Source organism: Streptomyces sp. iso_384 (genome assembly GCF_056172905.1).
Window position 1 is genome coordinate 3,279,579 of sequence record NZ_JBWBTT010000001.1, and the last position, 26,236, is coordinate 3,305,814.

At 69.4% G+C, this 26,236-nt stretch carries 21 protein-coding genes and 4 pseudogenes; 19 read left to right on the top strand and 6 right to left on the bottom strand.

Annotated features, from left to right (window positions below; all coding sequences use genetic code 11):
• Positions 1-16: 16 nt before the first annotated feature.
• Both AC0VY3_RS14615 and AC0VY3_RS14620 read right to left on the bottom strand, forming a co-directional pair.
• Complete coding sequence (locus tag AC0VY3_RS14615) at positions 17-1,009, bottom strand: Acg family FMN-binding oxidoreductase (protein WP_103511534.1); 993 nt, start codon at positions 1,007-1,009, stop codon at positions 17-19.
• 71 nt (positions 1,010-1,080) lie between these two features.
• Entirely contained in the window at positions 1,081-1,701 is a 621-nt protein-coding gene (locus AC0VY3_RS14620) for a CBS domain-containing protein (RefSeq protein ID WP_475551676.1), read from the bottom strand.
• 307 nt (positions 1,702-2,008) lie between these two features.
• On the opposite strand from AC0VY3_RS14620, the gene AC0VY3_RS14625 reads away from it, so the two are divergent.
• The 3 genes from AC0VY3_RS14625 to AC0VY3_RS14635 are packed head-to-tail and all read left to right on the top strand — an operon-like array spanning position 2,009 to position 7,321.
• Positions 2,009-2,866, top strand: coding sequence for a universal stress protein (locus AC0VY3_RS14625; protein ID WP_475549746.1), 858 nt, complete (start codon positions 2,009-2,011; stop codon positions 2,864-2,866).
• A 55-nt stretch (positions 2,867-2,921) separates the two neighbouring features.
• Positions 2,922-5,525 carry a cation-translocating P-type ATPase gene (locus AC0VY3_RS14630; protein WP_475551677.1) on the top strand — a complete coding sequence of 868 codons (2,604 nt, stop codon included), beginning with the start codon at positions 2,922-2,924 and terminating at the stop codon, positions 5,523-5,525.
• A 59-nt stretch (positions 5,526-5,584) separates the two neighbouring features.
• Complete coding sequence (locus tag AC0VY3_RS14635) at positions 5,585-7,321, top strand: sensor histidine kinase (RefSeq protein WP_475549747.1); 1,737 nt, start codon at positions 5,585-5,587, stop codon at positions 7,319-7,321.
• A 6-nt stretch (positions 7,322-7,327) separates the two neighbouring features.
• Here AC0VY3_RS14635 and AC0VY3_RS14640 read toward each other — a convergent pair whose 3' ends face one another.
• Both AC0VY3_RS14640 and AC0VY3_RS14645 read right to left on the bottom strand, forming a co-directional pair.
• Entirely contained in the window at positions 7,328-8,014 is a 687-nt protein-coding gene (locus AC0VY3_RS14640; protein ID WP_278191893.1) for a response regulator, read from the bottom strand.
• A 513-nt stretch (positions 8,015-8,527) separates the two neighbouring features.
• A pseudogene (locus AC0VY3_RS14645) lies at positions 8,528-8,841 on the bottom strand (MFS transporter); the annotation flags it as partial.
• 358 nt (positions 8,842-9,199) lie between these two features.
• Here AC0VY3_RS14645 and AC0VY3_RS14650 point away from each other — a divergent pair.
• From AC0VY3_RS14650 to AC0VY3_RS14695, 10 genes and pseudogenes are all read left to right on the top strand, one after another.
• On the top strand, positions 9,200-9,622 hold the full coding sequence (locus AC0VY3_RS14650) for a pyridoxamine 5'-phosphate oxidase family protein (RefSeq protein WP_103511528.1): 423 nt from the start codon (positions 9,200-9,202) through the stop codon (positions 9,620-9,622).
• Between the two features lie 779 nt (positions 9,623-10,401).
• Positions 10,402-10,605: pseudogene (locus AC0VY3_RS14655) on the top strand (pyruvate formate-lyase-activating protein); the annotation flags it as partial.
• Positions 10,606-10,697: 92 nt separating this feature from the next.
• On the top strand, positions 10,698-11,393 hold the full coding sequence (locus tag AC0VY3_RS14660; protein ID WP_103511527.1) for a response regulator: 696 nt from the start codon (positions 10,698-10,700) through the stop codon (positions 11,391-11,393).
• A 131-nt stretch (positions 11,394-11,524) separates the two neighbouring features.
• A complete protein-coding gene (locus AC0VY3_RS14665; RefSeq protein WP_475551678.1) occupies positions 11,525-13,282 on the top strand; it encodes a sensor histidine kinase in 1,758 nt (585 codons plus the stop codon).
• A gap of 484 nt (positions 13,283-13,766) precedes the next feature.
• Positions 13,767-13,964, top strand: a pseudogene (locus tag AC0VY3_RS14670) (universal stress protein); the annotation flags it as partial.
• Positions 13,965-14,246: 282 nt separating this feature from the next.
• A complete protein-coding gene (locus AC0VY3_RS14675) occupies positions 14,247-15,122 on the top strand; it encodes a universal stress protein (protein WP_475549748.1) in 876 nt (291 codons plus the stop codon).
• Positions 15,123-15,452: 330 nt separating this feature from the next.
• A complete protein-coding gene (locus AC0VY3_RS14680) occupies positions 15,453-16,352 on the top strand; it encodes a universal stress protein (protein WP_103511525.1) in 900 nt (299 codons plus the stop codon).
• Positions 16,353-16,384: 32 nt separating this feature from the next.
• Entirely contained in the window at positions 16,385-17,407 is a 1,023-nt protein-coding gene (locus AC0VY3_RS14685; protein ID WP_103511524.1) for a zinc-dependent alcohol dehydrogenase, read from the top strand.
• A 5-nt stretch (positions 17,408-17,412) separates the two neighbouring features.
• Entirely contained in the window at positions 17,413-18,276 is an 864-nt protein-coding gene (locus AC0VY3_RS14690; RefSeq protein ID WP_475549749.1) for a universal stress protein, read from the top strand.
• Positions 18,277-19,040: 764 nt separating this feature from the next.
• A complete protein-coding gene (locus tag AC0VY3_RS14695) occupies positions 19,041-19,298 on the top strand; it encodes a hypothetical protein (protein ID WP_258047337.1) in 258 nt (85 codons plus the stop codon).
• A 17-nt stretch (positions 19,299-19,315) separates the two neighbouring features.
• Here the strand turns inward: AC0VY3_RS14695 and AC0VY3_RS14700 are convergent.
• Positions 19,316-19,766: pseudogene (locus AC0VY3_RS14700) on the bottom strand (transposase); the annotation flags it as partial.
• 559 nt (positions 19,767-20,325) lie between these two features.
• Between AC0VY3_RS14700 and AC0VY3_RS14705 the strand changes: the two are divergent.
• The 6 genes from AC0VY3_RS14705 to AC0VY3_RS14730 all read left to right on the top strand — a co-directional run bounded on the left by AC0VY3_RS14705 (position 20,326) and on the right by AC0VY3_RS14730 (position 25,381).
• Complete coding sequence (locus tag AC0VY3_RS14705; RefSeq protein WP_475551679.1) at positions 20,326-21,207, top strand: universal stress protein; 882 nt, start codon at positions 20,326-20,328, stop codon at positions 21,205-21,207.
• Entirely contained in the window at positions 21,116-21,784 is a 669-nt protein-coding gene (locus AC0VY3_RS14710) for a cation-translocating P-type ATPase C-terminal domain-containing protein (protein ID WP_146065930.1), read from the top strand. The genes AC0VY3_RS14705 and AC0VY3_RS14710 overlap by 92 nt, the downstream gene beginning before the upstream one ends.
• 608 nt (positions 21,785-22,392) lie before the next feature.
• Positions 22,393-23,229 (top strand): DUF4397 domain-containing protein, encoded by an 837-nt coding sequence (locus tag AC0VY3_RS14715; protein ID WP_475549750.1) that lies wholly within the window; start codon positions 22,393-22,395, stop codon positions 23,227-23,229.
• Positions 23,230-23,323: 94 nt separating this feature from the next.
• Complete coding sequence (locus AC0VY3_RS14720) at positions 23,324-24,007, top strand: class F sortase (protein WP_258047335.1); 684 nt, start codon at positions 23,324-23,326, stop codon at positions 24,005-24,007.
• Between the two features lie 47 nt (positions 24,008-24,054).
• A complete protein-coding gene (locus AC0VY3_RS14725) occupies positions 24,055-24,612 on the top strand; it encodes a sigma-70 family RNA polymerase sigma factor (protein WP_258047334.1) in 558 nt (185 codons plus the stop codon).
• A complete protein-coding gene (locus tag AC0VY3_RS14730) occupies positions 24,599-25,381 on the top strand; it encodes an anti-sigma factor (protein ID WP_475549751.1) in 783 nt (260 codons plus the stop codon). Before AC0VY3_RS14725 ends, AC0VY3_RS14730 begins: the two co-directional genes overlap by 14 nt.
• 68 nt (positions 25,382-25,449) lie before the next feature.
• Here AC0VY3_RS14730 and AC0VY3_RS14735 read toward each other — a convergent pair whose 3' ends face one another.
• Positions 25,450-26,034, bottom strand: coding sequence for a DUF4383 domain-containing protein (locus AC0VY3_RS14735; protein WP_103511516.1), 585 nt, complete (start codon positions 26,032-26,034; stop codon positions 25,450-25,452).
• Positions 26,035-26,236 lie beyond the last annotated feature (202 nt).

A 26,236-nucleotide genomic window follows, 5' to 3' on the forward strand; every position in this document is an offset into this window, starting at 1 on the left:
CGGCTGTGTGCCGGTGTCAGGCGATGTTCAGAACCTCCGTGACCGGTCGTCTGGGCGTGACCGGGCTCGACGGCCCGTATCCGAACCGAAGGATCATTTGCACGAAGCCCATCTTCGAGTTCGGGTCACGTGCGAGGTGTCGAAGCTCGGGCCATTCCAGCGGCTGCGAGATCACGGAGGTTGCTAGTCCGTCGCGAGTGGCCTGAAGGAGCACGCGCTCCATGGCCTGACCCGCCCTGAGCCAGTCCGCGGCAAGATCTGTCTCCGTCCCCAGCAAGGCGATCTGGGGACGCTCCTCGAAGGTGGCGGACGCCCGGTCCCGTGAGCCTCGGGGCACGTCGAAGTCCCGCACCGGGGCCGTTGCTCCGTGCTGACGCGGGCCGAAGGCGTACGAGGGGATGCCCTCGGTGTCCGGGCCCTCCCCGGCCTTGCCCGTACGGGTCCAGGTGACGATTTCGGCCCTCATGGCGTCGTTGGCTGATTCGTAGAGCTCCGCGTCGTGCACCAGGTCCAGGACGGCGCCGGCGTGCCAGGCTCCGGGAACGATCAGCCGAGCCCCTTCCAGGAGCGCGGCCGCGCTCATCTCGTCCAGGATCTCGGGTGCGACCGCCTCGTCGGCGAACGGATAGCGGCTGGTGTGCCGGAGCCGCACGGCAGGGTGCAGGTCGGCCAGTTGATGGTCCGCGGTCTCGGAATCCTCCAGCATCACGTCAGCGAGACGCCACGGGTCGCGATGGTCGGGCAGAAGCTGGATAACGGTGTTCCAGCCACGGTGTGCCGCGGCCACCCGCAGATTCAACAGCGCTGCTCCGCATCCGATATGCAGGCCGCGGTTGTCCGCGTCGCCGACGGGCAGCGCACGGTCCGGATCGCCGTACAGCGAGAGGAGGCGTGTTCCGGAGCGGTGGACGAACTTCCAGGGTTGCGCGTTGTGCATGGACGGCGCGGCCACGGCCTCCCCGACGAGCGAAGGGACGACTGAGGTGATGCGTTGTTCGATCGTCAGCATGGTCTTCCTGTCTCCTGTCGGTCATCGCCTTCATCCGCACTCGCGCTGAGAAGCCGGCGCCGGAGCGCATCTCAGGTGGGCCGGGAAGCGGCGTCCGGTTTCTGCGGCGAAGACGTGTCGTCGGGCTGTATCGAGATGCGGTTCACGACGGCGACGACTCCTTCTGTTCGAGAGGTGAGTGCGAGGGCGGCACGGATCAGGCTCCGATGCGGCAGCCGGCCGGCCAGGACGACAACACCGTCGAGCACGTGGACCTGGACGGCATCGGCCTGAACGCGCAGAACACCGCTGAGTATGTCGTCCCGGATCCGGTGCTCCACCTCGGCGTCCGGACGGATAAAGAAGCCCAGGAGATCACGTCTGGTCACCATGCCGACCAAGCGTTCCTCGTCGTCGACGACGGGGAGCCGCTCGCAGCCACGACGGTTCATGAGCCGGGCTGCTTCCGCCACCGTCTGCTCCGCGTGGACGGTGACAGCCGGTGACGACATTGTTCTGCCGGCCGTGGAGGCTTGCCTGCTGAGCAGGTCACTCGCCGAAAGCATCCCCACGACGTGATCGTCCTCGCCCATCACCGGGACGCCGTTGATGGCGTGCCGGGCGAGCAGCCCGGCCACCTCCGCTGATGGCGTCGCGCGCTCGACCGTGACCACTTCGTCCGTCATCAGGTCACCTACCCGGAGATGCCGCATCCTGCTGCGCCTCCATTTCTCCCCACGGTGCGGAGCGCTTCCGATATCACCTTCGGACACCACCGGGTACCAAGAGCAGGGGCCGAACGGTCCCGTCCGGAGGCCGACCGGATCCTCCTGTACGACCCCCGCTGGGGGGCGACTGCGGGTATGGGCCCTTTGGGCCCCGGCTTGCCCCCTGCGGCCCCTTTCGAGAAGAAGACCGAGTGGCAACCTGGAACAGCGCCACCGCATTCGGTGCGCAGAGCGCCCTCCGGGGGGCTCCGGGCGGTGCCGATTGCCGGGGAGACGAGCATCGGAGCACGCTATGAACAGCGCAGAGATCCGTCAGGAGATCGTGGTGGGTGTCGACCCTCGCGGTGACTGGCACCCGGCTGTCGCCTGGGGTGCCGACGAGGCTCGCCTCCGTGGACTTCGCCTTCGCCTCGCCCTCTCAGTCCCTCCCCGGCATGACACCCAGCATGTCGACGATGCCCCGCACCACCGGAGCGAGCAGGACGGCCGACGAACCCTGGATGCCGCGATCTCGTGGGCGCATGCCCGATGGCCCGAAACCGGGATCACCGGTTCGCTCCTCGACGGCTTTCCCGGGCGGCAACTGGCGTTTCTGTCCCTTCATGTGCGTCTGGTGGTGCTGGGCTCGCGACACCTGCACCGTGCCGAGGAGATTCTCAGTTCCGGCTCGGTAGTCATTCCCGTCACTGCTCAGGCACGCTGCCCGGTGGTCGTGGTGGGCGGCCCCGACGGCGGCAGTCAGGATCGGCCCTGTCTCGTCGTGGGCGTCGACGGCAGCGACCCTTCCAAAGCCGCACTGGCTCTGGCCTTCGAGGAAGCGGATCTCCGAGGCTGCGCGGTGCACGCTACAGCTGTCTGGCAGCCGCCGGTCTTCTCGCTCCGCACCGGCGACACCCTGTTTCACCACCAGCGCCGCTTGCTGCACGAGACGGTCGCGGAGTGGGAGAAGAAGTACCCGGACGTCCAACTGCACCATGAGGTGCAGATCGGCTTCCCGGTCGAAGTCCTGGCCGAAGCGGGGGAGCACACCCTCGGCATCGTGGTGGGCCGACGGAGTGAGGGTGGATACACGGGCATGCGGGTCGGATCCGTCGTGCACGGTCTCCTTCACCGGGCCCACTGTCCCGTCATCACGGTCCCCGCCCTGTGAGCCGACCGTGATGTTTCCTGCGGAGGACGAGACAGGCGCCGGCCTTCGCCGCCGGATGCCGGGGCTCACCCAGCACGAGGCTGACCGTCGACTCGCCGAGACGGGACGGAACGAAGTCGCCGTCCGGAAGACGCGCCCGCTGTACTCGAGAGTGCTCGCACAGCTCAGGGACCCGCTGATGATGGTCCTGATCGCAGCCGTCGCCCTCACCCTGGCGATCGGTGATCACGCCGATTCCGTGGTCATCGGACTCGTCATCGTGGTCAACACCACCGTGGGGGTCGCTCAAGAGATCAGAGCCGACAACGCCGTGGCGGCTCTGTCGGCGCTCTCCGCGCCACACGCCCGGGTCCGCAGAGAAGATGCGGACCGTGACGTCCCGGCCGCCACCGTCGTGCCCGGAGATGTTCTCCTGCTGGCGGAGGGGGACATCATCGCTGCCGACGCCGCGATCGACGAAGCGGCAGCGCTGTTGGTCGACGAATCCATGCTCACCGGAGAGTCCGTACCCGTGGACAAGGACGCGACCGCGTCGCTGCACGCCGGAACGGTCGTCGTCCGTGGCAGGGGGGTCGCGACCGTCACCGCCACCGGGAGAGCCGCCGCCCTCGGCCGGATCGCCGCCCTTCTCGACGACCGTCGTCGGCCCACGCCTCTTCAGCTGCGGCTCGCCTCCCTGGGGCGTGTGCTCGCGGCTGTCACGCTGGTCCTGTGTGCACTGGTTCTCGCGCAGGGACTCGTACGGGGGCTGCCCCTGGGAACCATGGCAGTGACCGCCATCAGTCTCGCTGTTGCCGCGGTGCCGGAATCACTTCCCGCCGTCGTCACCCTTGCCCTGGCTCTCGGCGCCCGGCGTATGGCAGCCCGCCACGCACTGGTGCGTCGGCTACCCGCAGTGGAGACGCTCGGCTCGGTATCTGTGCTCGCCACCGACAAGACCGGCACGCTGACCGAGGGGCGCATGGTCGTGCAGCACGTCTGGACGCCTCTGACCACCGTCGAACTCCAGGGGGTCGGCTACGAACCGCAGGGGGACGTTCTGACCGAGGGAAGGCCTGTGGGCCCCGTGGAACGGCATGAGGTACAGGAAGTGCTCACAGCGGCGGCCCTGTGCAATGACGCCGCCCTGCGGCCCCCGCCTTCCGCCTCACCCGACAGCCGCTGGGAGGCCATCGGCGACCCCATGGAGGGCGCTCTTCTCACGGCAGCCGTCAAGGTCGGGTGCCGGGACCTCACGGAGCTGGCATCCACCCACCCCAGAATCGCAGAAGCACCGTTCGACAGCCTCCGCAGGAGGATGACCACCGTGCATGCGCTGCCCTCCGGCGGCGTCCTGGTGTGCCTGAAGGGCGCTCCCGAGGCCGTCCTTGCTGCGACGGTGCTCACCGACTCCCCGGAGACGCTACGTCTCGCTCGTGCGGAAGCGGCACGGCTCGCGGCGGGCGGCTACCGCGTGCTGGCTGTCGCATCGGGCCTGCGCCCGGAGGCACCCCGACCGGCCACAGCCGGGGAGTCGGGCCTGAGGCTGCTGGGCCTCGTGGCATTGAGCGACCCACCCAAACCACACGCGGCTGCCACGCTGGCTTCGTGCAGAGCCGCGGGCATCACACCGATACTCGTCACCGGTGACCATCCCGCCACCGCGAGCGCGGTGGCCGACCGCGTCGAACTGCTCGGACCGAACGCCACCGCCGACCACGTCGTCACCGGAAAGGACGTGGCCGCGGGCCGCGTTCCCGATCTCACGGCGGTGCGGGTGTTCGCCAGGACGGACCCGCAACAGAAGCTCGACATCGTGGCCGCCTGGCGCGCCCGCGGCGCGATCACCGCGATGACCGGCGACGGTGTGAACGACGGCCCGGCACTCCACCAAGCCGACATCGGCATCGCCATGGGCGGCCGGGGCACCGAAGTCGCCCGCCAGGCGGCGGACCTGGTGCTCACGGACGACGAACTGGCGACCGTGGTTGCCGCGATCGAAGAGGGACGCAGGGTCTTCGACAACATCCGGCGCTTCCTCGTCTACGGGATGGCGGGCGGTGCGGCGGAGATTCTCGTCATGCTGATCGGCCCGCTGCTGGGCCTCCCTCTGCCCCTGCGCGCCGGACAGATCCTCTGGATCAACCTCCTGACCCACGGACTGACCGGCGTGGCCATGGGAGCGGAGCCGGCTTCCCCAGGTGTGATGCGTCGCCCTCCGCGTCGCGCGGATCAGCACATTCTGGGAGGTGGCGCCTGGCAACAGCTGCTGCTGACAGCAGCTGTCGTCACAGCGGTCAGTCTCAGTGCCGGACTGATAGCTCAGGCATGGGACGAGCCGTGGCAGAGCGTGCTCTTCCTGGCCCTGCTCGCCGCTCAACTGGGAGTGGTCCTCGGCCTCCGGGATCGGCCGATGACGTTGGACAACCCGTTCCTCCTGGCCTCCGTCCTGGCCTCAGCCCTGCTGGCGGCGGCTGCTCTCTACTTCCCGCCGCTGGGCGCCGTACTGGACACCGAGCCCTTGGGGTGGAGGGCCGCGGGCCTGGCCACTGCCTGCGCCCCGGCCGGATTCCTTGCGGCCAGGCTCGCACGTGCCACCTTCCGTCCCGGGAATCCTCGTCACCTCCATGAGCGCGGAGCCGGCCTTGCCCGACATGAGGCGATCGAGTCCGAGCGTTAGATTGGAATCGCATCGGGTTCACGCGCGTACGTCGCTCTCGCGGCCGTCGGAGGTGCTCCATGGGCGGTGTCGGTAAGGACGACAACCGACTCCCGCGGCTCAGACTCGACGAGCTTCAGGTGCACATCGAGCATGCCCGGGGGGCTCGGGACCGGTTGAACGACCTGCTCGACGCTGTCATGTCGGTGGGGCGGGAACTGACCCTGCCCGAGGTGTTGCGCGACATCGTCGAATCCGCAGTCTCCCTCGTCGACGCCGAATACGGAGCCCTCGGAGTGGTGGGGAGCGACCAGGAAAACGCCGAGTTCCTTCCGATCGGCATCGACGAGGAGACGTGGCAACAGATCGGCGGCCTCCCCACAGGACACGGGCTCCAGGGCGAGGTGACAAGACACCCGGAACCTCTGAGACTGCCCGAGCTCCACGATCATCCGGCCTCGGCGGGATTCCCACCCCACCATCCGCCGATGCAATCCTTCTTGGGGGTGCCCATCCGCGTGCGCGACGAGGTGTTCGGCAATCTGTATCTCGCGGAGAAGCGTGGGGCGGATGATTTCGACGCGGAGGACGGAGCCGCGGTCTCGACCTTGGCCGTCGCAGCCGGGATAGCCATCGAGAACGCCCGCCTCTACGAGGAGGGGCGAATCAGAGAGCGATGGCTCACCGCCAGTTCCGATCTCACCAGCGCTTTGCTCTCGGGTGAGGCCGAGTCGCAGGTTCTCGAAGACATGCTGGAACAGGTTGTCGACATAGCGGGGGCGGACCTCGGGGTCTTCTACCTCATCGGCACGGACGGGGAGATGACCGGCTCGCTGGCTCTCGGGGAGAAGGCCGAGTGCCATCGGGGCGTCGTCCTCCCGAGCAGCCGGGGCACACTTGCCGCAGTAGCGCTCGCTGAAGACGGCCTGGTCACGGTGGAGGATGTCAGCAGCGATCCACGGGTGCAGGCGCAGCGCGAGCGGTGGGAGGGTTTCGGGCCCGCAGTGGCTGTCACGCTGGGGACCAAAGAACGGCTGAGCGGAGTCATGATCCTCGCGCGCGTCCGGAACAGGGCGGCGTTCCTGAGCGCGGAGATCACCGCGTTGCCCGGATTCGCCGGGCAGGCAGCCCTGGCGCTCGAACTGGCCGATCACCGAAGCGGCTCCGAGCGGATGAGCCTGCTGGCCGATCGTGAACGAATCGCCCGAGATCTGCACGACTTGGCCATTCAACGGCTGTTCGCCACCGGAATGACGCTGCAGAGCGCCCGTCCCTTGGTGGAGCACCCGGAAGCGGCCGAGCGGCTGGGCCGTGCCATTGATGATCTGGACACCACCATCAAGATCATCCGTACCACCATTTTCGGCCTCAGGGAGCACGAGACACCGGGCCAGGGGTCGAAACTCCGTTCCCGAGTAGTTCAGGCGGTGGACGCCGCCACGCCCGCGCTCGGATTCACGCCCGCCCTCCGTATGGAGGGGCTGATCGACACCGATGTCCCCCGGGTGGCGGCCGATCACGCGGTCGCGGTTGTCGGCGAAGCTCTCAGCAATGTCGCCCGACACGCACGGGCCCGCCGGGCCGAAGTCTCGGTCATCGCCGACGACGGCATGCTCACCGTGACGACAAGCGATGACGGGGTCGGCCTGCGTGCGCCAGAAAGTGGTAGGCGCGGTGGTATCCGCAACCTCACAGAACGGGCCGAACGGCTGGGAGGCACCCTGTCCCTCCACGCGAAGCCGCATCCGCGGAGAGGCACAGTGCTGGAATGGCGGGTACCTATTGTCCCGGCCGCACCTGACCGACGTTCGAAGTGAGCGCACTCACTGCTCACGCTGCTGATGCTCCCGGACCTCGGCCGCAATGACAGCTGCCTGCACCCGGCGCTCGACCCCGAGCTTCCCGAGCAGGCGGGAAATATGGTTCTTGACGGTCTTCTCCGACAGATAGAGCCGCTTGGCGATCTGCCGGTTGGTCAGTCCCTCGCCGATGAGATCGAGAACGGAACGCTCGCGCTCGGAGAGGACCGCGAGCCTCTCGTCCTCCGGCGGCGAATCGGCCTCGGACTCGCGCAGGGACCGCATGAGCCTGGCCGTGGTCGACGGGTCGAGCATCGACCGACCCGATGCCACGGTCCGTACGGCCGATACCAGGTCCGAACCGTTGATCTGTTTGAGCACGTATCCGGCCGCGCCCGCCATGATGGCGTCGAGAAGGGCGTCCTCGTCGTCGAACGAGGTGAGTATCAGGCACGCCAGGTCGGGCATGCGTGACCGCAGCTCCCGGCAGACAGTGATGCCGTTCCCGTCGGGCAGCCTGACATCGAGCACCGCTACGTCGGGTCGCAGCGCCGGCCCGCGGGCCAGGGCTTGATCAGCCGTCGATGCCTCGCCGACGACGGCGAGGTCCTGCTCGGCCGCCAGCAGATCCCGTATTCCGCGGCGAACGACCTCGTGGTCGTCCAGCAGAAAAACGCGCGTCACGGCGGTGTTGGTCGGTGTATCGCCCATCTGCGGTCCTTGCTATCGGATGCGTCTGCTGCGCCCCTCCTGGGCATTGTCCCAGGAGTGTCGGTCCGGGTGCATGTGGTGGACCGGCCCTTCGAGCTCATACAGCCGAGCAAGGAATGGGGTTGCTCAAGATCCATTCGCTACGTCCACCACTCCTTCGACCGCACGAACGGCGTTGGCCCCTCTTGTCGGCGATGGCATCGTCCGCCGGGCCCGGATCTGGGCCGGGGAGAGCGGTGATGGGTCAGGTCGAGGCCCATGTCGTCCTCGTAGCTGGTACAGCTCCTCGCCGCGTCGCGAACGCGGGTAAGGAGTTCTTCGGCGTCGGCCGCCTTGCCGCAGGCGTGTAGCACAGGGGTGCGGGTGACCATGTGCGGAAGTCGGATGAACGGCCATGCCACGAAGAGCAGCAGTGCTCTCCTCGCGTCCCGTTGGAACGGCACCACGGCGAACGCAACTGGTCAGGCAGTCGCTGCCATTCGCCGTCGCCGGTCTGGGGCGCCGGTCCGGGAAGAACCCGCCGATGAGCAGGGCGGCGAGTGAGGAGTGCCCGGCCAGGCCGAGGCGGAGCACCTTCACGATGGTGGCCGCCGACACGATCGGGAACATCACCAGTCCGCCGAACCGGTCGGTCAGTGCGCTGACCTGGATCCGGCCCGGAGAACCGAGGACGACCGGCACCGCCGTCAGCAGCGACTGCTCGAACGACGACAGGTCGAGACCGTCCTTGAGCCGAGGGCCGAGCGGGCGAGGAGCGCCCAGGCCCGGAAGTCGACCGCGAAACCGACGGTGGCGAGGGCCAGCATCAGCCAGGCCCGGCCGGGCATCGGCGCACCCGACGCCGTCCTGTTGCGCTCGGTCGTCGAAGTCTGGACCGTACTGTCCGTCTTTTCCTTTTCTGTATTGCTGCGACATGAGCAGCAGGTGATCCGGAGGCCTTCCGCCTGCGGTTCTGCGACTGCTCAGCCACTGTGTTCTCGGGGCACCGGGACTGCATGGCCGACGGTCCCCTGCCGCGAGACTGACGGTCCTCCATCGCATCCGGCCGGCCCCTCTGCGAAAGTGCGCCCCGCATTGCTCACACGACTCGGTCGGAGCGGAGGATGCGGCCGTCTGCTGCGAGGACCCGCGGATAGGGCCGACCGGCCCTACCCGGCGTCACACCGCGGCGCGGAGGATGGTGGGATGCTCGAGAACGACGCCATCCGCATTCTCGACCGGCTGGAATGCCTTCGTCTGCTGGCCGAAGTGCCGCTCGGCCGGGTCGTGTACACCCGGCAGGCGCTGCCCGCGGTCCTCCCGGTCAGCTTCGTCCTGGACGAGGACGACTCCGTTGTGCTGTACACCTCGGAGGTCTCCGACCTCGTGCACGCCGTCGATGGTGCCGTGGTCGCGTTCGAGGCGGACGAGTTCAGCGCGGCGACCCGGTCGGGCTGGAGCGTGGTCGTCACCGGTCGGGCCGGCATGGTGACCGAGCCCGCCGAGCAGGAACGGCTCTCGCGGTCCGGCCCGCATTCCTGGATGCCCGTACGTGACGGGGTCTTTGTGCGTATCGAGTCCGAGCTGGTCACGGGCCGCGAGATCACGGGTACACGCACCACCGGATGAGGCAGCTGCTGCGGGCGTTCCGTATGCCTCTCCGGTCGGCAGTGCCGACCGGACACGGTCGACCGGATGGGGCGGTCCCCTCACCGGAAGCCGCCGCTCCTGGCGTTGCGGACGATGCGGCATACGCGGCCGCGCGCGGGGTGCGACCGCCCGCGGTGCCGTACCCGAACCGGATCAGCAGCTGCGGGCACCGCTGCTGCGAACCGCTCACCGCCACCCGCAGATCCGTCCACTCCATCACCTGGTGCAGTATCGAGGTGCGTACCCCCGTACGAGGTCGCTGTGAGCAGCACGTGCCGCAGCGCCTGGCCCGCCCGCAGCCAGTCCTCCCGCCGGTCCCGCGCGGTCCACAACAGAGCCACCTGTGCATGGCGTTCGAAGTGCAGGGCAGGAAGATGCGGCACGGCTAGGGCCTTTCGTTTGGATCAGGCCGGGCTCGCGGGGGCCGGCACGCACATCTGCGGCGTTGTCGTCAGTCGCCGATGCTCCGCAGTGACTCCCTCCTCCGCCCTGCAGCTGCACGCACCGGCCCCCGCTCCCTGATCCGGCCTGATCCAAACGAAAGGCCCTAGCTGCCCGGTGAAGTCCCGCATCGCTATCCGGCCGGACGCGTCCAGCGCCCCCCCCCACCGCGGTGACGGGGATGCCGTACCCGCTGTGACGCCGTTCGACGGCCTCGCACAGCGACCGCAAGGACAGGGGACCGTCCCCGCCGGCTCCGGCCAGGTGCACGATGGCCAGCAGCTCGGGATCGTTCGCGGCGGCACCGACCGGCGACGTCCGCCGTCGACCAACTCGCCTCGTTCCTCTCCGGCCTGGGCTGCGTGGAGCGGGTCGACGTCCTTCCGTCCCACAAGCTCGGCGCCGCCAAGTACGCCGCACGCGGCATCCCTTTCCTTCTGCGTGACACGTCGATTCCCGAACCGGCACTGGTGGACCGGGTACGGGGGCAGCTCCGCGAGCATGGACTCGTGGCCCATTGACACGGGCGAAAGTGGGGCCGACCGGCCCTGGTCCCGGACTGTCCGACAAGATGAGGATGCCAGCACAGGACGAGGCGTACCAGGAGCGGTCGATGGCGCACAGCGAGCAGGACGGCAGCACGGGCAGCCCGATCAGGGTGTTCCTCCTGGACGACCACGAGGTGGTACGGCGAGGGGTGCACGACCTGCTGGAGGACGAACCGGATATAGCGGTCATCGGAGAGGCGGCGACGGCGGAGCAGGCATTGGTGAGGGCCCCCGCCCTGCGACCCGACGTGGCCGTCCTCGACGTGCGTCTGCCGGACGGCGACGGGGTGACCGTCTGCCGAGAACTGCGCTCGGCGATGCCGGACCTGGCCTGTCTGATGCTGACCTCCTTCGACGACGAGGAAGCACTGCTGGACTCGATCATGGCGGGAGCCGCCGGCTACGTCCTGAAGCAGATCCAGGGATCGGACCTGGTCACGGCCGTGCGGACGGTGGCCCGCGGCCAGTCGCTGCTGGACGCGAGCGCCACCACCAAGCTCATGGCGCGGCTGCGGAGCGGGCAGCCGCCGGCCGAGGAGCCGGACATGCTGCCGGGGCTGACCGACCGCGAGCGCGAGATTCTCGACCTGATCGGGGACGGGCTGACCAACCGGCAGATCGGGCAGCGGCTGTACCTCGCGGAGAAGACGGTGAAGAACCACATCTCCCGCCTGCTCGCCAAGCTCGGCGTGGAGCGCCGCATCCAGGCCGCGGTCATCGCCACCCGGGCCCGCGACCGTATGCGACCCGACGGGCGCTGAAGACCAAGGCGCGGCCGGCACCACCGCACGGCTGCGTCGGTCCCTCGTGCCGCTCCTGTTCGAGCCGTTACTGTGGCGATGCACGGGACGGGTCGCCGAGAGATGGTGTGGCGTTGGAGGAACAGCCGGTGGTGAAGAACGCCGAAGGGCCCGGCGAGGCGCGGGTACGGCTGCCGCAACTGCGACTGGACGAATTGCTGGAGGAGCTCCAGGCCCGGCTGGACGCGGCGCGCGGGACCCGGGGCCGGGTTCACAGCCTCCTGGAGGCCGTGCTGTCGGTCGGCCGCGAGCTGGACCTTGAGCAGGCGCTGCGCAGCATCGTGGAGGCCGCGGCGGCCCTGGTCGACGCCGAGTACGCCGCGCTCGGGGTGATCGGCCCGAACGGCACACGCCTGTCGGCATTCCACACGGTGGGTGTGGACGAGGAGCAGATCGCGAAGATCGGACCCTACCCGGAAGGCCACGGCATCCTGGGCGAGCTGATCCGCCACCCCGAGTCACTGCGTCTGCCCAAGCTCTCCGAGCACCCGGCCTCCTACGGCTTCCCGGCCCACCACCCGCCCATGAACACCTTCCTCGGTGTCCCCATCCGGGTGCGTGACCACGTCTTCGGCAACCTGTACCTGACGGAGAAGCGCGGCGGGCAGCAGTTCGACGAGGACGACGAGTCCGTGCTCGCCACGCTGGCCGTGGCGGCCGGCGTGGCTATCGACAACGCCCGTCTCTACGAGGAGTCCCGGCTGCGCGAGCGCTGGCTGCAGGCGAACGCGGAGATCACCCACACGTTGATGTCCGGTGCCGACCAGGGCGGGGTGCTGCCGCTGATCGCGGAGCGGGCCAGGGAGATCACCGCTTCGGCGCTGAGCGTCGTGGCCATGCCGGTGAGTGGGACAAGCACACTCGCCGTGGAACTCGCGATTGGCCAGGAGGCCGACGTCTGGCGGGGAGTCGTCCTGCCGGTGGAAGGCACTCTCGTCGGGCAGGCGTTCGTTCGCCGGGCTCCGGTCAGCACCGCGGACATCTCACGTGACTCCCCGCTCTCCATCGCCCCGCCGCGCTTCGACGGGCTGGGACCGGCCGTCGCCGTGCCCATCGGCTCGCGCGACGAGGCCCAGGGAGCCGTCCTGCTGGTCCGGGAGTCGGGCGGCCAGGAGTTCACCGGGAAGGAAATCGAGTCGCTCCAGGTCTTCGCCGCGCAGGCCGCCGTCGCGATGGAGCTTGCGGAACGTCGCCAGGACGCCGAGCAGATCGCGCTGCTGGAGGACCGCGACCGGATCGCCCGCGACCTGCACGACCTGGCCATCCAACGGCTCTTCGCCACCGGTATGACGCTGCAGAGTGCCGGGCGGCGCGTCCAGGACGACGTGGCTTCCGAGCGTATTCTGCGGGCGGTGGACGACCTCGACGAAACCATCAAGATCATCAGGTCGACGATCTTCGGCCTGCGCTCCCGCGACGACGACACGGCGCCCGGCCTGCGCTCCCGCGCGGTACGCGCGATCGGCGAGGCAGCTCCTCTCCTGGGGTTCGCCCCCAGTGTCCGTATGGAGGGCCTGCTCGACACGCACGTGCCCGGTCAGACCGCGGACCATGTCATGGCCGTCCTCACCGAGTCCCTGACCAACATCGCCCGGCACGCCCGAGCCGACCGCGCCGACGTGGTGCTGGACACCGACGGCAAGCAGGTCCGCCTGACGGTCACGGACAACGGCGTCGGTATCCCGGCCGGAGGCCGCCGCAGCGGCCTGGCCAACATGGCGGAACGCGCGCGGACGCTCGGCGGCGACATGGTGCTGGAGAGCCCGGGAGGAAAGGGGGCGCGGCTCGTGTGGCACGCTCCCCTGGGACTGTCCTCGGGCACTGCGGAGGGCGCCCGGCCCGCCTCGTGACGCGCGGCTCAGCTGTTGAGCGGTGCTTCCGACCTCTTTTCTCGGCGGCCCGGTCGGTGTCCGTCCCGTTGCGGCTCTGCCCTTCGCCCGTAGCACACGCTGCACCGGTCGGATCCCGGCGGTCCTGGTAGGGGGGTGCGCCCCTCCGTGAGGGCGGCCTCAGCACCACGGCGGGGCGTGGGTCAGGGACGGCACGGCCCCGGCAGCCCGGACCGGATGTTCCCGAGGCGTGGCGGCGAGCGTGGCGCGGTTCATCGGTGCTCCTTCTCGTCCAGGTCCGAGTCGGCAGGGCCGCCGAAGGCGCTGTCCGGCCTCGGCCCGTGGTGACGCGTGCGTGAGCCCCTTGCGGGACCGGCCCGGCAACGGTCCGGTCCATTCGCCCGACTGCCCCGAACGTCCCTTCATCCAGGGGACGTTCGGTCCTGCACTGCGGACCTTCGGCGTCGGGTGCGCGGTGGCGCGGGGCGGAAGGGTGAGCGGCACGTTCCCGCAGGTCGAGGTCACGGAACGGTGTGTCGTCGGCAGGGCCGCCCACCATCTCGTGGACGCCTTCGCGGACGCCTCGCTGGTGGTGGTGGGGCGGCGTATACGTCGCGCTCCGTTCGTCCCGCACGTCGGGACGGTCACGCACGCGGTGCTGCACCACGCCGCATCACCAGTAGCAGTGGTCCCTCACCTGTGAGCACGTACGGTCGGCCGACGCGGACAGGGAGACCGACAGGGCCGGCCAACGCCGCTTCCACGGCACACCGGCCCCCGGAGCGGCCCTTTCGGCGGTCGCGCCCATCCCACCGGCCCGACACCGATTCGAGGCCCCGTCGGGCAGCACGATGAGGGCCGCTCAGGCCCACACCAGGGACGATCGGCCCCAGCGCCGTTCGCCGCCCCCGTGTGAGGCTCACACCAGTACGTCATCACGTCCGCCGGGGGCTTCCGTTCCCAGCGGCAGTATCAGGAGGCCAACATGTCCGGCATCATCACCGTAGGACTGGACGGGACCGACCACGCCTCGGCGGCGGCGGACTGGGCGGCGCAGGAGGCGGAGCGCCGGGGATCGGCCCTGCGACTGGTGCACGCCTGGGTCTTGAGCCCCACCGACGTGGCGTACGTCGGAGACCGGGCGGCCGAGGAGCGCTGGGTACGCAACATGCTCGACGAGGCCCGGTCCCGCGTGGCCAGGGAGCATCCGGCCCTGGACGTCACGACCGAGCTGATCGTCGCCGACCCGGTGCCCACCCTCCTGGCCGAAGCCGCAAGCGCCGACATGCTGGTGCTGGGATCGCGCGGTTACGGCACCCTGACCGGCTACCTGATCGGTTCCGTCTCGATGAAAGTGCTGCGCCATGCGGCCGGGCCGGTCGTCATGGTCGGGAAGCCGCATTCCGGCACGCCCCAGCAGGCTCAGGAAGTGGTGGTCGGCGTGGAACCCGGGCAGATCGGTGACGCGGTCCTGGAGTTCGCCTTCTCAGCCGCGGCCGAACGCGGAGCGACCCTGCGTGCTGTCCACGCCTGGAGCGTCCCGACGGCCCTCGCCTGGAGTCCGGGTTCGGTCTACCTGGTCGAAGAGGCGAACGGTGTGGAGCAGATCAACAGGGAGGTCCTGGCCGAGACCCTCAAGCCGTGGCGTGACAAGTATCCGCAGGTCGAGGTCGTCGAGCAGTTCGAGATCGGCTCGGCCTCCGAGGTCCTGCTGTCCAACAGCGCCGGTGCCGGCCTCGTGGTCGTCGGGCGGCGCAGCCACGAGGCGGGCCTGCGGCGTCTCGGTCCGGTCACCCACGCCGTACTGCACCACGCCACAGCCCCCGTGGCGGTCGTGCCTCACGACTGCCCTCCCAGGTAGGGCCGCCGTCCGTTTCCTCTCGCCGTGCGGACGAAGGTGCGTGCGATGCCTTCTCTCCCGCTCCGGCCGAGCGGCCTGGGCGGAGCGGCAGCTCACGCCGGGCCCGAGCGGTACCCGTCCGGTGCCCCTCGACCGGGCGCGGTTGTGGCCGTCTTCTTCCGGTCGTCCGCGGCAACGGATGACTGAGGCTGAACGTCTCCGGTGCTCGGACCGCCGCACACCCGAGCCGATGGGGCCGGTCGGCCCCTGTGGGGGACCTGCGGCCCCTGTCCCGAGAGCCGGCCGAACGTGACGCTGGAACCGGAGCATCCGAAACCTGAGGAGACCATCATGGCCCGATCGATCACCGTAGGACTCGACGGATCGGCCGAGAGCGGTGCCGCCGCGGAATGGGCGGCGCGCGAGGCGGAGCTGCGTGACCTGCCGGTGCGGCTGATCCACGTGTGGATGCCGGTGCCGGAGCCGGTGGCCCAGGCACCCCTCCTGGGAGCCGAGACCCAGCAGCACTGGACCGAGCGGGTGCCCCGCGAGGCCGCCGAAGGGCTGAGGCTGCGCCATCCAGGGGTCGAGGTGAGCACCGAGGAGCGTAGCGGGACGCCGGCCGAGGCCCTTGTGGAAGCGGGCGGCGACGCTGAGCTGCTGGTCCTGGGGTCCCGGGCGCTGAGCGGGCTGGGCGGTTTCCTCGTGGGCTCCGTCGGACAGGCCGTGATCGCGAGGACCCTGGTGCCCGTGGTCCTGGTGCGCGCCGGGGAACAGGCCGCCGACGAGCACGTCATGGACCCCGTCGGCATCCCGTCCGCCGCCACCGCTTTCCGCCCCGTCGTCCTCGGCCTCGGCAGCCCCGACGACGCCGTCATCGCCTTCGCCTTCGAGGAGGCGAAGCGTCGGAAGGCCGCCTTGTACGCGGTCCGGGCCTGGGACTCGTGGCCCTACGCCGTGTACACCGTCGGGTCGGGTTTCGAGCACCACGAGGAGTTCTCCCGTCAGCGAGCCGACGCACTCGCCGAGACCCTGCGTCCGTGGCGGCGGAAGTACCCGGACGTCGAGGTCGTCGAGGTGTCCCGCCCGGGCAGCGCCGCCGCGCTCCTGATCGACGCCTCCCGTGACGCCTCCCTCGTCGTCGTGGGCCGGCGTGTACGCCGTAACCCCTTCGGCACTCACATCGGCGCCGTCACCCACGCGGTGCTCCACCACTCCACCGCACCCGTCGCCGTCGTCGCCCACGACTGACACACATCCGTACACAAGAGAACGAGGACATCATGAAGGCAGCGGTCGTACGGGAATTCGGTCAGCCCCTGGTCATCGAGGAGCGTCCCGACCCCGAGCCCGGCCCCGGGCAGGTCCGCGTCCGCGTCGAGGCGTCCGGGCTGTGCCACACCGACATACACGCCGCGCACGGTGACTGGCCCGTCAAGCCCACCCCGCCGTTCGTGCCCGGTCACGAAGGCGTCGGCCTCGTCGAGAAGCTCGGCGAGGGAGTCAGCCATCTCGCTGTCGGTCAGCGGGTCGCCGTGCCGTGGCTCGGCAGCGCGTGCGGGCGCTGCGAGCACTGTCTGTCGGGCTGGGAGACGCTGTGCGAGAGCCAGGTCAACACCGGTTACGGCTGCGACGGCGGATACGCCGAGAAGATGCCGGCCCGGGCCGATTTCGCCCAGCTCGTGCCCGAGGGCGTCAGCGCCATCGACGCGGCCCCGCTGACCTGCGCGGGCGTCACCACGTACAAGGCCCTGAAGGTCGCCGGCGTCCGGCCCGCACAGCTCGTCGCCATCTCCGGCGTGGGCGGTCTCGGCCATCTCGCGGTGCAGTACGCGAAGATCGCCGGCGCCACCGTCGCCGCCATCGACGTCACCGACGAGAAGCTGGAACTCGCCCGGGAGTTGGGCGCCGACATCCTCATCGACGCCCGTACCCAGGACGTCGGGGCGGAGCTGAAGCGGCACGGCGGCGCCCACGCCGCCCTCGCCCTCGCTGTCAGCCCGGCCGCCTTCGAAGCCGTCAACTCGGGCCTGCGGCGCGGCGGGAAGCTTGTCATGGTGGCCCTGCCCGCGCACGGCACCATCCAGGTGCCCATCTTCGACACCGTGCTCAACGGCACTTCGGTGATCGGCTCCATCGTCGGCACCCGCCAGGACCTCGCGGAGGTCTTCCAGCTCCACGCGGACGGCCGGACGAAGGTCATCCAGGAGACCCGCCCGCTCACCGCCGTCAACGAATCGATCGACGAGGTCCTGCACGGCCAGGTCAAGGCCCGCATCGTCTTCGATCTCGGCGCGGGAGCCTGAGAGCGATGAACCTTCCCCTGGTCGTCGGCGTCGACGGCTCCGAGCCCAGCCTGCGGGCCGTCGACTGGGCGGCCGACGAGGCCGCCCTGCGCCGGGTACCCCTGCGGATCGTGTACGCCTCTCTGTGGGAGCGCTACGAAGGGCCCGCACTCGCGCCGGAGGTGGGCAGCGTATCCGGGCGTGTCACCGCGGAGGACATCCTCGCGGCCGCGTCCCTGCGGGCGCTGCGCCATCATGCCGAGCTGTCCGTGACGACCGCCGACATGCTGGAGGCGCCTGAGCAGGCCCTCGTGCGCGAAAGCCGCGACGCGTCCGCCGTGGTCGTAGGCACCCGTGGACGCAGCGGTCTCGCCGATCTGCTTCTGGGCTCCGTCAGCCTGACGGTTGCCGGGCAAGCCGACTGCCCGGTCGTCGTGATCCGTGGTAACCACAGCAATCGCGCTGTCGGCGGGGGCCGAAATCACATTGTCGTCGGAGTGGCGGACGGGCCCACAGCGGCAGTGCGCTTCGCCTACGAGGAGGCGAAGCGGCGCGGTGTCCCCTTGGAGGCGGTACGGGCGTGGCGGTGCCCGGTGCACGAGACGGTCGACCACCCTCTGCTCACCGGTGGTCCCGAGCGCCTGTACGAGGAGCGGGCAGCCGAGGAACTGGATGCCGCCCTCATCGACGCTCCCGTGGAGGTCCGACTGCGGCGGCGCACCGTGGAGGGTCCCGCTCACAGGGCCCTCCTGGCCGCCTCGCGAGACGCCGGCCTCCTCGTCGTCGGCCGACGACGCCCCGGCCATCTGGGACCTCATCTCGGACGGGTCGCCCACATGGTCCTGCACCACTCCGGCTGCCCTGTCGTCGTCGTGCCCGAACCGGAGTGAGCAACGCTCACGCGGGACGACGGGGAGAGCGGACCGGCTTCTGCCGGGTGGCGCGTGCCCCGTTCACCCGCGACACACGGACGGAGCACCCACCGGAGAGTTCGCGGTGAAGGGACAGCTGGAACGGCGGGCTGCGACGGAGTCGCTGACGGCTGCCCCAAGGCGTGGCAGAGAGGCGACGCCGGGAGGCACCAGTGCGCTCAAGCCCCACGGTCGGTCCGGTCAGCGGCCGACGGCGCGGGCTCTACGGTCGTGAACATGAGGTGGGCACGGTAGGCGCGGCGTTCGCTGTCCCAGTCGCGCAGGTGATCAACGTCAGTGTGGGGGGGGGCATGGTCGGGCCGCAGACGGGGTGGGAGGGGAAGCCGTCCTCGGCCCAGATCCTCATCGAGGTGACGTTGAAGTGAGCGGTGCTTCCGTCGCGACGGAGGATCGTGATCCGGGACGTGCGCGCAGGCGCCCAGGCCGTGGCGGTCTCAGAGGCGGCCGTCTTCCCCCTGCGTACTGCAACTGAGAGTCGAGACCGGCTGCCCGGAAGCGGGGCGCTCGTCGAGCGAGCGCATACTGGTGCTCATTGAGAAATGTGAACAATTGTCAGGAGCTGTGGGTCAGGTGGTGCGTGAGGGTGGGGGTGTCTCACTGGGGCATGGCCGGTCCATCTGCTCAACCAGAAGGTCCATGGGCGAAGCTGGGGCTTCGACCTTGGCCCACCTGATGCTGACTACCTCTGCCTGGAGCAGCTGTCCGACATCTGCTACATCGACATGCGCAACCTTCACAAGCTCATCGATCTCCTGGCACCGGCTATGGAGGACGCGCACTTCTTCGTCTACTCGGCGGGCGACGGCCTCGACCGGTGGGTCGACGAAGTACACATCCACAACGGGCTTGGCATCGTTGCCAGGTTGGCCGTCGAGGGCGAGGCCTGGGCTGATTTCCCTGCGTTGTGCGCGGAGCTCGCCGGTCATCGCGCTGGGGACGAGGCCTTCGGTCGCTTCGTCATCTGTCTGAGCGATCAGTGAGCCCAGCCGTGAAGCGATCACGCGGCACTGTTCTCCTGGCGTTCGATGAGGACACCGTTCTCGAACCTGGCGCCGGAGCGGACGAGCGCGACGAGGTGGGCTCCGGTGATCGCGCGCCAGCGGTCCTGTGCGGACTCGACGAGCTTGAACACCATCACCGGCGCCGCGGCCGGGCTGCCGGCTCCGCGGGTGACCTTGGTCCTCGACTTCACGGTGCTGAGAGTGCTCTCGACGGGATTCGTCGTGTGCAGGTGCCCCCTCCCAGCACTCGGCGGGGAAGTCGTGGAATGCGAGGAACTCGTCGGCCTCGGCGGTGACCTTCTTGGTCGCTTTCGGCCACTTCGCTCCATAGGTGTGCTCGAAGTCCTTGATTGCCTTCTCGGCGTGGCCGCGGTGCTCGGCGTTGCATATCTCCTGCAGGGCCTTCTCCGCGCCGGGCTGAGCCGACTTCGGTAGCGCGTTCATGACGCGACTTACGGGACAGCCCTTGTCGGGCGCGCACCTGAATCAAAGCCTGGGCACCCAGCCGCCGCCGGTAGGGCGGAAAGCGCCAGGACCATCCGAGGAATTCCTCGTGACCCGGAGAATCGATGGCCGGGGCCGGCCGCCAGGGGGGCTTGGGAGTCGAGGGTGACGGTGCCGCTCCGGATCCCCCGGAACCGGTTTGCGGGCCCGCCCTCCTCAAGCAGACGGGCGCCCGGTCTGGCCCCCGTGCTGTCGCAGGCTCATACGGTGGTCCTTCGAGGCTGGACGTCAGCCCCATGGGGGCCGTGGTGCCGTCCGGCGGACCAGGATCCTGGTGTGCTGCCGCGTGGTGAGCGCGTCGCATCGGAGGTGCGCGGTTCGGTGAAGCGGGTGACCGCGCGCGAAGCGGGCGCCCTGCTCGGTCGCGACGGCATCAGGGCGGTCTTCAGGACCGAATGGTCTTGAATGGGGCCCGTTGGTCCCTGGGTGCGACGGGTTGGCTGCGACAAGGATGAAGGTCAAGGAGCCGCGCATCGGCGACGCCCCGGGACGGGAGACTGCAATGACTGATCCGGTGATCGTAGGGGTGGATGGTTCCGCTTCCAGCCTTGAGGCGGTCGACGTAGCGGCTCGTGAGGCGCGCCTGCGTGGTGCCCCGCTGCGGATCGTGCACGCATTCGGCTATGCGCCCGGACACAGACCGGCCGGCGGGCCGCCGTGGAGCCGGGCCGACCACGGTCTGGAGCCGATGGCGCAGGGAGTGCTGGCCGATGCCGAGGAACGGGCCCACGCGGCGGCACCGGGTGTCGCCGTGACCCGATCGGTGGTGGCGGGGGAGGCGTTGGAGGTGATGGAGATCGAATCGAGGTCGGCGTCCTTGGCCGTCGTCGGCAGCCGGGGGCTGAGCGGGTTCTCGGGGTTGCTGCTGGGCTCGACTGCGGTGCATCTGGCCGCGCACGGTGGTTGCCCGCTGATGGTGGTGCGAGGCCGCACCGATCCGTCCGGAGCGGTGCTGCTGGCCGTAGACGGCTCCGACGCCGCTGGGGCCGCGGTGGAGTTCGCGTTCGCCGAGGCCGCTCTGCGCGGGGCGCCGCTGGTGGCCCTTCACGTCTGGAACGCCTGGAGCGAGGGCGCCTATGAAGGCCCCGGTGACCCCCTCAACGCCATGGTGGTGGATATCGAACGGCTCCGTGAGGCCGAGCAGCGCCTGCTGGATGAGACGATCGCGCCCTGGCAGAAGGTCTTTTCCCACGTCACAGTGGAGCGGCGGCTGGAGCGTGCCCGGATCCGCCCGGCCCTGCTCGACGCCAGCCGCGACGCCCAGCTGGTCGTCGTCGGCGCCCGGGGACGCGGTGGCTTCACCGGCCTGCTGCTCGGATCTGTCAGCCAGGCTCTGCTGCATCACGCCGACTGCCCCGTCACCGTCGTCCGCGGCCAGGAATGACCGGGCCTCAGCAGACCACGACCGAGAGCAGCGCTCTGCCTGTACCGGGGGTCCGCGGCCGGACGCCCACGGACGCGACGCCGCCGACGTGGCCGGCAGGCTCGCAGTGGTTCCGGCACTTGGCCTGACCACTGAGGACGCCGGGCGACGAGCCGACGCCTGGGGAGCCAACGAACCGGCCGAACCGGTCCGCCGGCCGCAGTGGCTGCGCCTGCTGGACCAGTTCGGCAGCTGGCTGATCGGCATCCTGCTTGCCACCGCAGTCATCGCCGGAACCGTAGGCGAGGTCAAGAACGCTCTTGTCATCACCGTCGTCCTGCTCGTCGACGCCACCGTCCGCTACCTCAGGGAACGCCGTGCCGAGCGTAGCCTCGAAGCGCTGCCGGCCGGACTCCCCGCACCTCTGTCCGCGATCCGGCTGCTGTGGGTCAACATCGTCATGGACGGACCACCGGCCATGGCTCTCGCCTTCGACCCTCCGCAGGACAACGTGATGCAGCGTCCGCCACGGCCACCCGGGGAACGCGTCCTGGAGGCCCGCCTTTGGCCGCCATCACGCGCTCCGGCGCCGTCATGACCACCGGCACCCTGGCACTCCTCGCAGGAGCCCGCCACCTCAGTGACGTCGCGTCCGCCGCCACCATGGCCTTCACCACGACTGTCCTCTTCCAGCTCCGCAACGCCCTGTAAGGACAATGCCACCGTCAGGTCCGTCTGTCGTTCCTCGGGTAAAGCTGCGTCTGCCGTCACTGTAGAAGTGATCTGTCCGGCCGCACCAAGTGAGAGGCCCAGCTCCGGGCAGGGCTGGGCGAGCGGAGCTGCGCGGTGACGTACACCCTGGGAGCCAACGTGAGAGCTCGGTGACCTCTGTGGCGGGCTATGTCCTGGCCTGGCGGACGCCTCCTGCCCGCTCTCGGCCCCGCCGCACCCGCCCACGCAGCCGGTGACGTCACGGCGTACGCCCCTGCCCTGCCCCAGGCCGTGCGGAACGTCGGCCTGAGTCGGCCCGGCGCCCCGTCCTGCGACCTGCCCGAGCCACTATCACGCTCGCTGGAAGTCTGCACACACTGATGGTCTGTTGAAGCTCTTATAGAACATCTTCAACGGAAGTGAAACCGCGACGGCGGCCTTGGCGGAAACCCTCGCACAGACTCCAGTCAAGGAGTCCCGTAGAAGGGAACTTTCATGACTCCTCGGCCCATCGCGGCGGCGCTCGCCCTGGCCACCGCCACGGTCATCGGGGCGACCGCGGCCGCCCCCGCAGTGGCGGCGCCCGCTGCCGGCAAGGACGACCAGGCCACCGTCTCGGTCTTCCACGCCGTACCCGGTCTGAAGGTCGACGTCTTCGCCAACGGCAAGGAGCTGCTGCCCGACTTCGAGCCCGGCACTCTGACCGACCCGCTCAAGCTCGACGCCGGCAGCTACGACATCAAGGTCTTCAAGGACGGCGAGGGCCCCGACGGCACGCCCGCCATCGAGAAGAAGGTCGATGTGCCCGCCGGAGCCAACGCCACGCTCGTCGCCCACCTGACCGCCGACGGCAAGCCCGCCCTGAACGCCTTCGTCAACGACCTGTCCAAGGTGCCCGCGGGCAAGGCGCGACTGACCGTCCGCCATGTCGCCGCCGCTCCGGCCGTCGACGTGCGAGCCGGAGGCACCCCGGTCTTCGAAGGCCTGGTGAACCCCAAGGAGGTCAAGGGAGAGGTCGACGCCGGCACCGTCAAGGCCGACGTGACCCTGGCCGGCACCGACACGGTCGCCATCGGCCCCGCCGACCTCGACCTGGCCGAGGGAACCAACACCGTCGTCTACGCGTGGGGCAGCGCCGACGACAAGAACCTCGCGCTCAAGACGCAGACGTTCAAGGACCTTCACTCCGCCCCGCACGGAGTCCCGGCAGGCGAGACGGGCGAGAACGCGGTGAACAGCACCGGACTCCCCGGCTGGTCCTTGGCGCTCGGCGGCCTGGCTCTCGCGGGTGCGGTCGTCGGCGGACGCCGTCTGTTCGCCTCGCAGCGCTGAACAGCGCCGACACCCGGCGGGACGGACGCGCGCCTGACTGCTCCGTCCCGCTGCCCTCCCTCTTCGTCCCTTTCCGAAGCAGAGGTCTTCGTCGATGAAGCATCGTTCCCCACGTAAACGCTGGGGGTTTCTCGCCGCAGCCCTCACGGTCCTGTTGATGCTCGTCGTCTTCGCGACAGAGCGGCTCACCGACGACGACGGTCCGGCGGACTTCGGGGCTCCGCTCGCCCCCCGGCCCACCATGGCGAGCGGGGTGCCGTCGGGCTCCACGCCGCAGCCCTCCGCGCCGGGTGCCGAACCGTCCTCGAGTTCATCGAGGCCGGTGAACGCCTCGCCGCGCTCACTGGTGATCCCGCGCCTGGGTGTGGAAGCGCCCGTCGACGCCGTCGGGGTGGCCCCCGACGGCGAGGCAGAGGTCCCCGACGACGCCCGCCGAGTGGGCTGGTACCGCTTCGGTCCGGCCCCCGGCGCCGCCGAAGGGTCCTCGGTGATCGTCGGCCACGTCGACTCGCAGACCCAGGGCCTGGGCGTGCTGGCCGAGCTCAGCGACGTCGAGCAGAACGACCGTGTCGAGGTGCGTGCCGCGGACGGGGCGACTCGCGTGTACCGGATCGCCTCCCGCGAGACGGTGCCCAAAGAAGAACTCGCGGATTCCGGGGTCTTCCGAAGGGACGGCCCGCCCGTCCTCACCTTGATCACCTGCACGGGACCGTACCTGAAGGACCGAGGCGGATATCAGGACAACCTGGTGGTCACTGCCGTACCGGAATCGAGCTGACGATGTCCTGGGGTGGACCTCGGGTTCTTGCTACTAGTCTGTACGGCGTGCCGACGACGGATGAGGATATTGCCAAGGGGTTCGCTCTGGGCGATGAAGCATGTCTGGCCGCGGCCTATCGCCGATGGGGGTCCCTCGTCTACAGCGCGGCCAGCCGCGCGCTGGGGGACTCGGAGGAGGCGAAGGACGTGGCGCAGCAGGTCTTCATCGGAGCCTGGCGCGGGAGGGCGGGGTTCCGGCCGGAACGGGGCACGCTTCCCGGCTGGCTGATGGGTATCACGCGCTTCAAGATCGCCGACGCTCTGGATCAGCGGTCGCGCCGCCGGCGTGACCTGGAGGCGGTGTCCGCCGCCAGGGCCGAGGACACCCTGGTGGCCGAGGCCACTCCGAACGCGGTCGTCGATCAACTCCTGGTGCGGGAGTGTCTCGCCGATCTCTCCGATGCCCAGCGCCAGGTGCTGGAGATGACCTTTTTCGACGATCTGACTCAGACGCAGATCGCCGAGCGCACCGGACTTCCCCTGGGCACGGTGAAGACGCATGCACGGCGTGGACTCATCGCGCTGAAGCGCAAGATGGAGGAGGTGGACGGTGCCGCACAGTGATCTGGACGAGTTGGCGATGCTCGCCCTGGGCGACGTACCGCCGCCTTCCGTCGCGGCTCATGTACTCGACTGCACCGAGTGTGCGGCGGAGCTGGCCGACCTGCGCCGGGTGCTCGATGTCGGCCGATCGGCTGCTGAGCCACTGGAACTCGTGGAGCCGCCGCCGGAGGTGTGGTCGGGCATCTGTGCTGAACTGGGGTTGTCTTCCCAGGGAGTGGACTCGCCCACCCCCGATGAGGATTCCCCGGCGTACGGTTCGCGGCCGAGCTCGCGGGAAGACGTCAGCATCGTCGCGGACGGTAAGGCGGGGGGCGACGGAAGCAGACGCAGTCGGTGGCGCTCCGCTCTCGCGCTTGCGGCGGCGGCCGCGCTTCTCGGCGCCGCAGCGGGCAGCGGTCTCACTTGGTGGGCGGTGGATCGCCAGGAGCCGTCCACCGTCGCCGGAACGAGCAGGACCCTCGACCCCTTGCTGCCGAGCGCGCTCGGCTCCGCACGGATGGGGGACGCGGCGGGGCAGCGGAAGCTGGACATCAAGGTCGAGGGTCTGCCGAAGACCACAGGCTACTTCGAGGTCTGGCTCATGGATCGCAGCCACAAGAAACTCATCTCCATGGGTGTCCTGGGCTCCGACGGCCATGCTGTCCTGCCCGTGCCGGACAACGTCGACCTGGTCGAATACCCGATCGTCGACGTATCGGTACAGGAGTTCAACGGCAGTCCCGAGCACTCGGGCAACAGCGTGGTCCGCGGAGCCTTCGCCTCGACCTGACTCCAGAGGTCTCACCCTTGCCCTAGGGCGGTTCGGGCCCGCGGCCACGCCGCGGGCCCCAACCGGCCTCAGGGAGTGCTGGTGCCGTCCCCTCGTACCAGCGGGTGTCGGCGTTCCGGGCCGGGCTGTTCCACCGAGTCCGTGGCCGACGCGATGGCGGTACGGCGTCTGAGGGCCGCCTCCCGAGCAGCCTCGCGCGGGTGCCGCCTGCGCCAGTAGGGATTGTCGTGCGACAGCTTGCTGGAAACCCGCCCGTACATGCCGAACGTCAGAATCAGCAGCCCCATGACGAAGCTGAAAATGACGTTCGTCATACCGAAGTCGAGGAAGTTGGCCGACCTGTCCAGAACGAACAGATGATAGAAGCCGCTCAGGATGAAGAGCGCTCCGACTGTCATGTTCAATGTGGACGCGAAGTTTCCGCCCACTGCGGCCCCGGCGAGCAGGGCCAGGCCGACGACGACGGAGACCCAACTGAGAGCGATGTTGGTCGTCATGCCCGCGATGCGGTCGCCCGACGTGTTGAACGGGCTCAGAGCGTCCGCGAAGCCCAGACATCCGAAGGCGAGCAGAATGCACCCGCACACAGCGGCTCCCACCCGGTACACCTTGACCAGATGGTGATCGGTGGGGAGTTCGTCACTGAGTTTCATCGCGTTCCCACCCATCGACGTAGTGCGGACGAGGAAGCAGATACGTGTTGTTGCCCCCCGACCATCATGAACACCATGCGTTTCCTTTCGAACGTGAGCATCAGCACCCCTTGCCTCTGTGACGGACGGACTATCCGTGACTTCGCGGAGATCCATGATTCGGATGCAGGTGGAAGGTGTTGAACACGCAGAATTCGTCCGA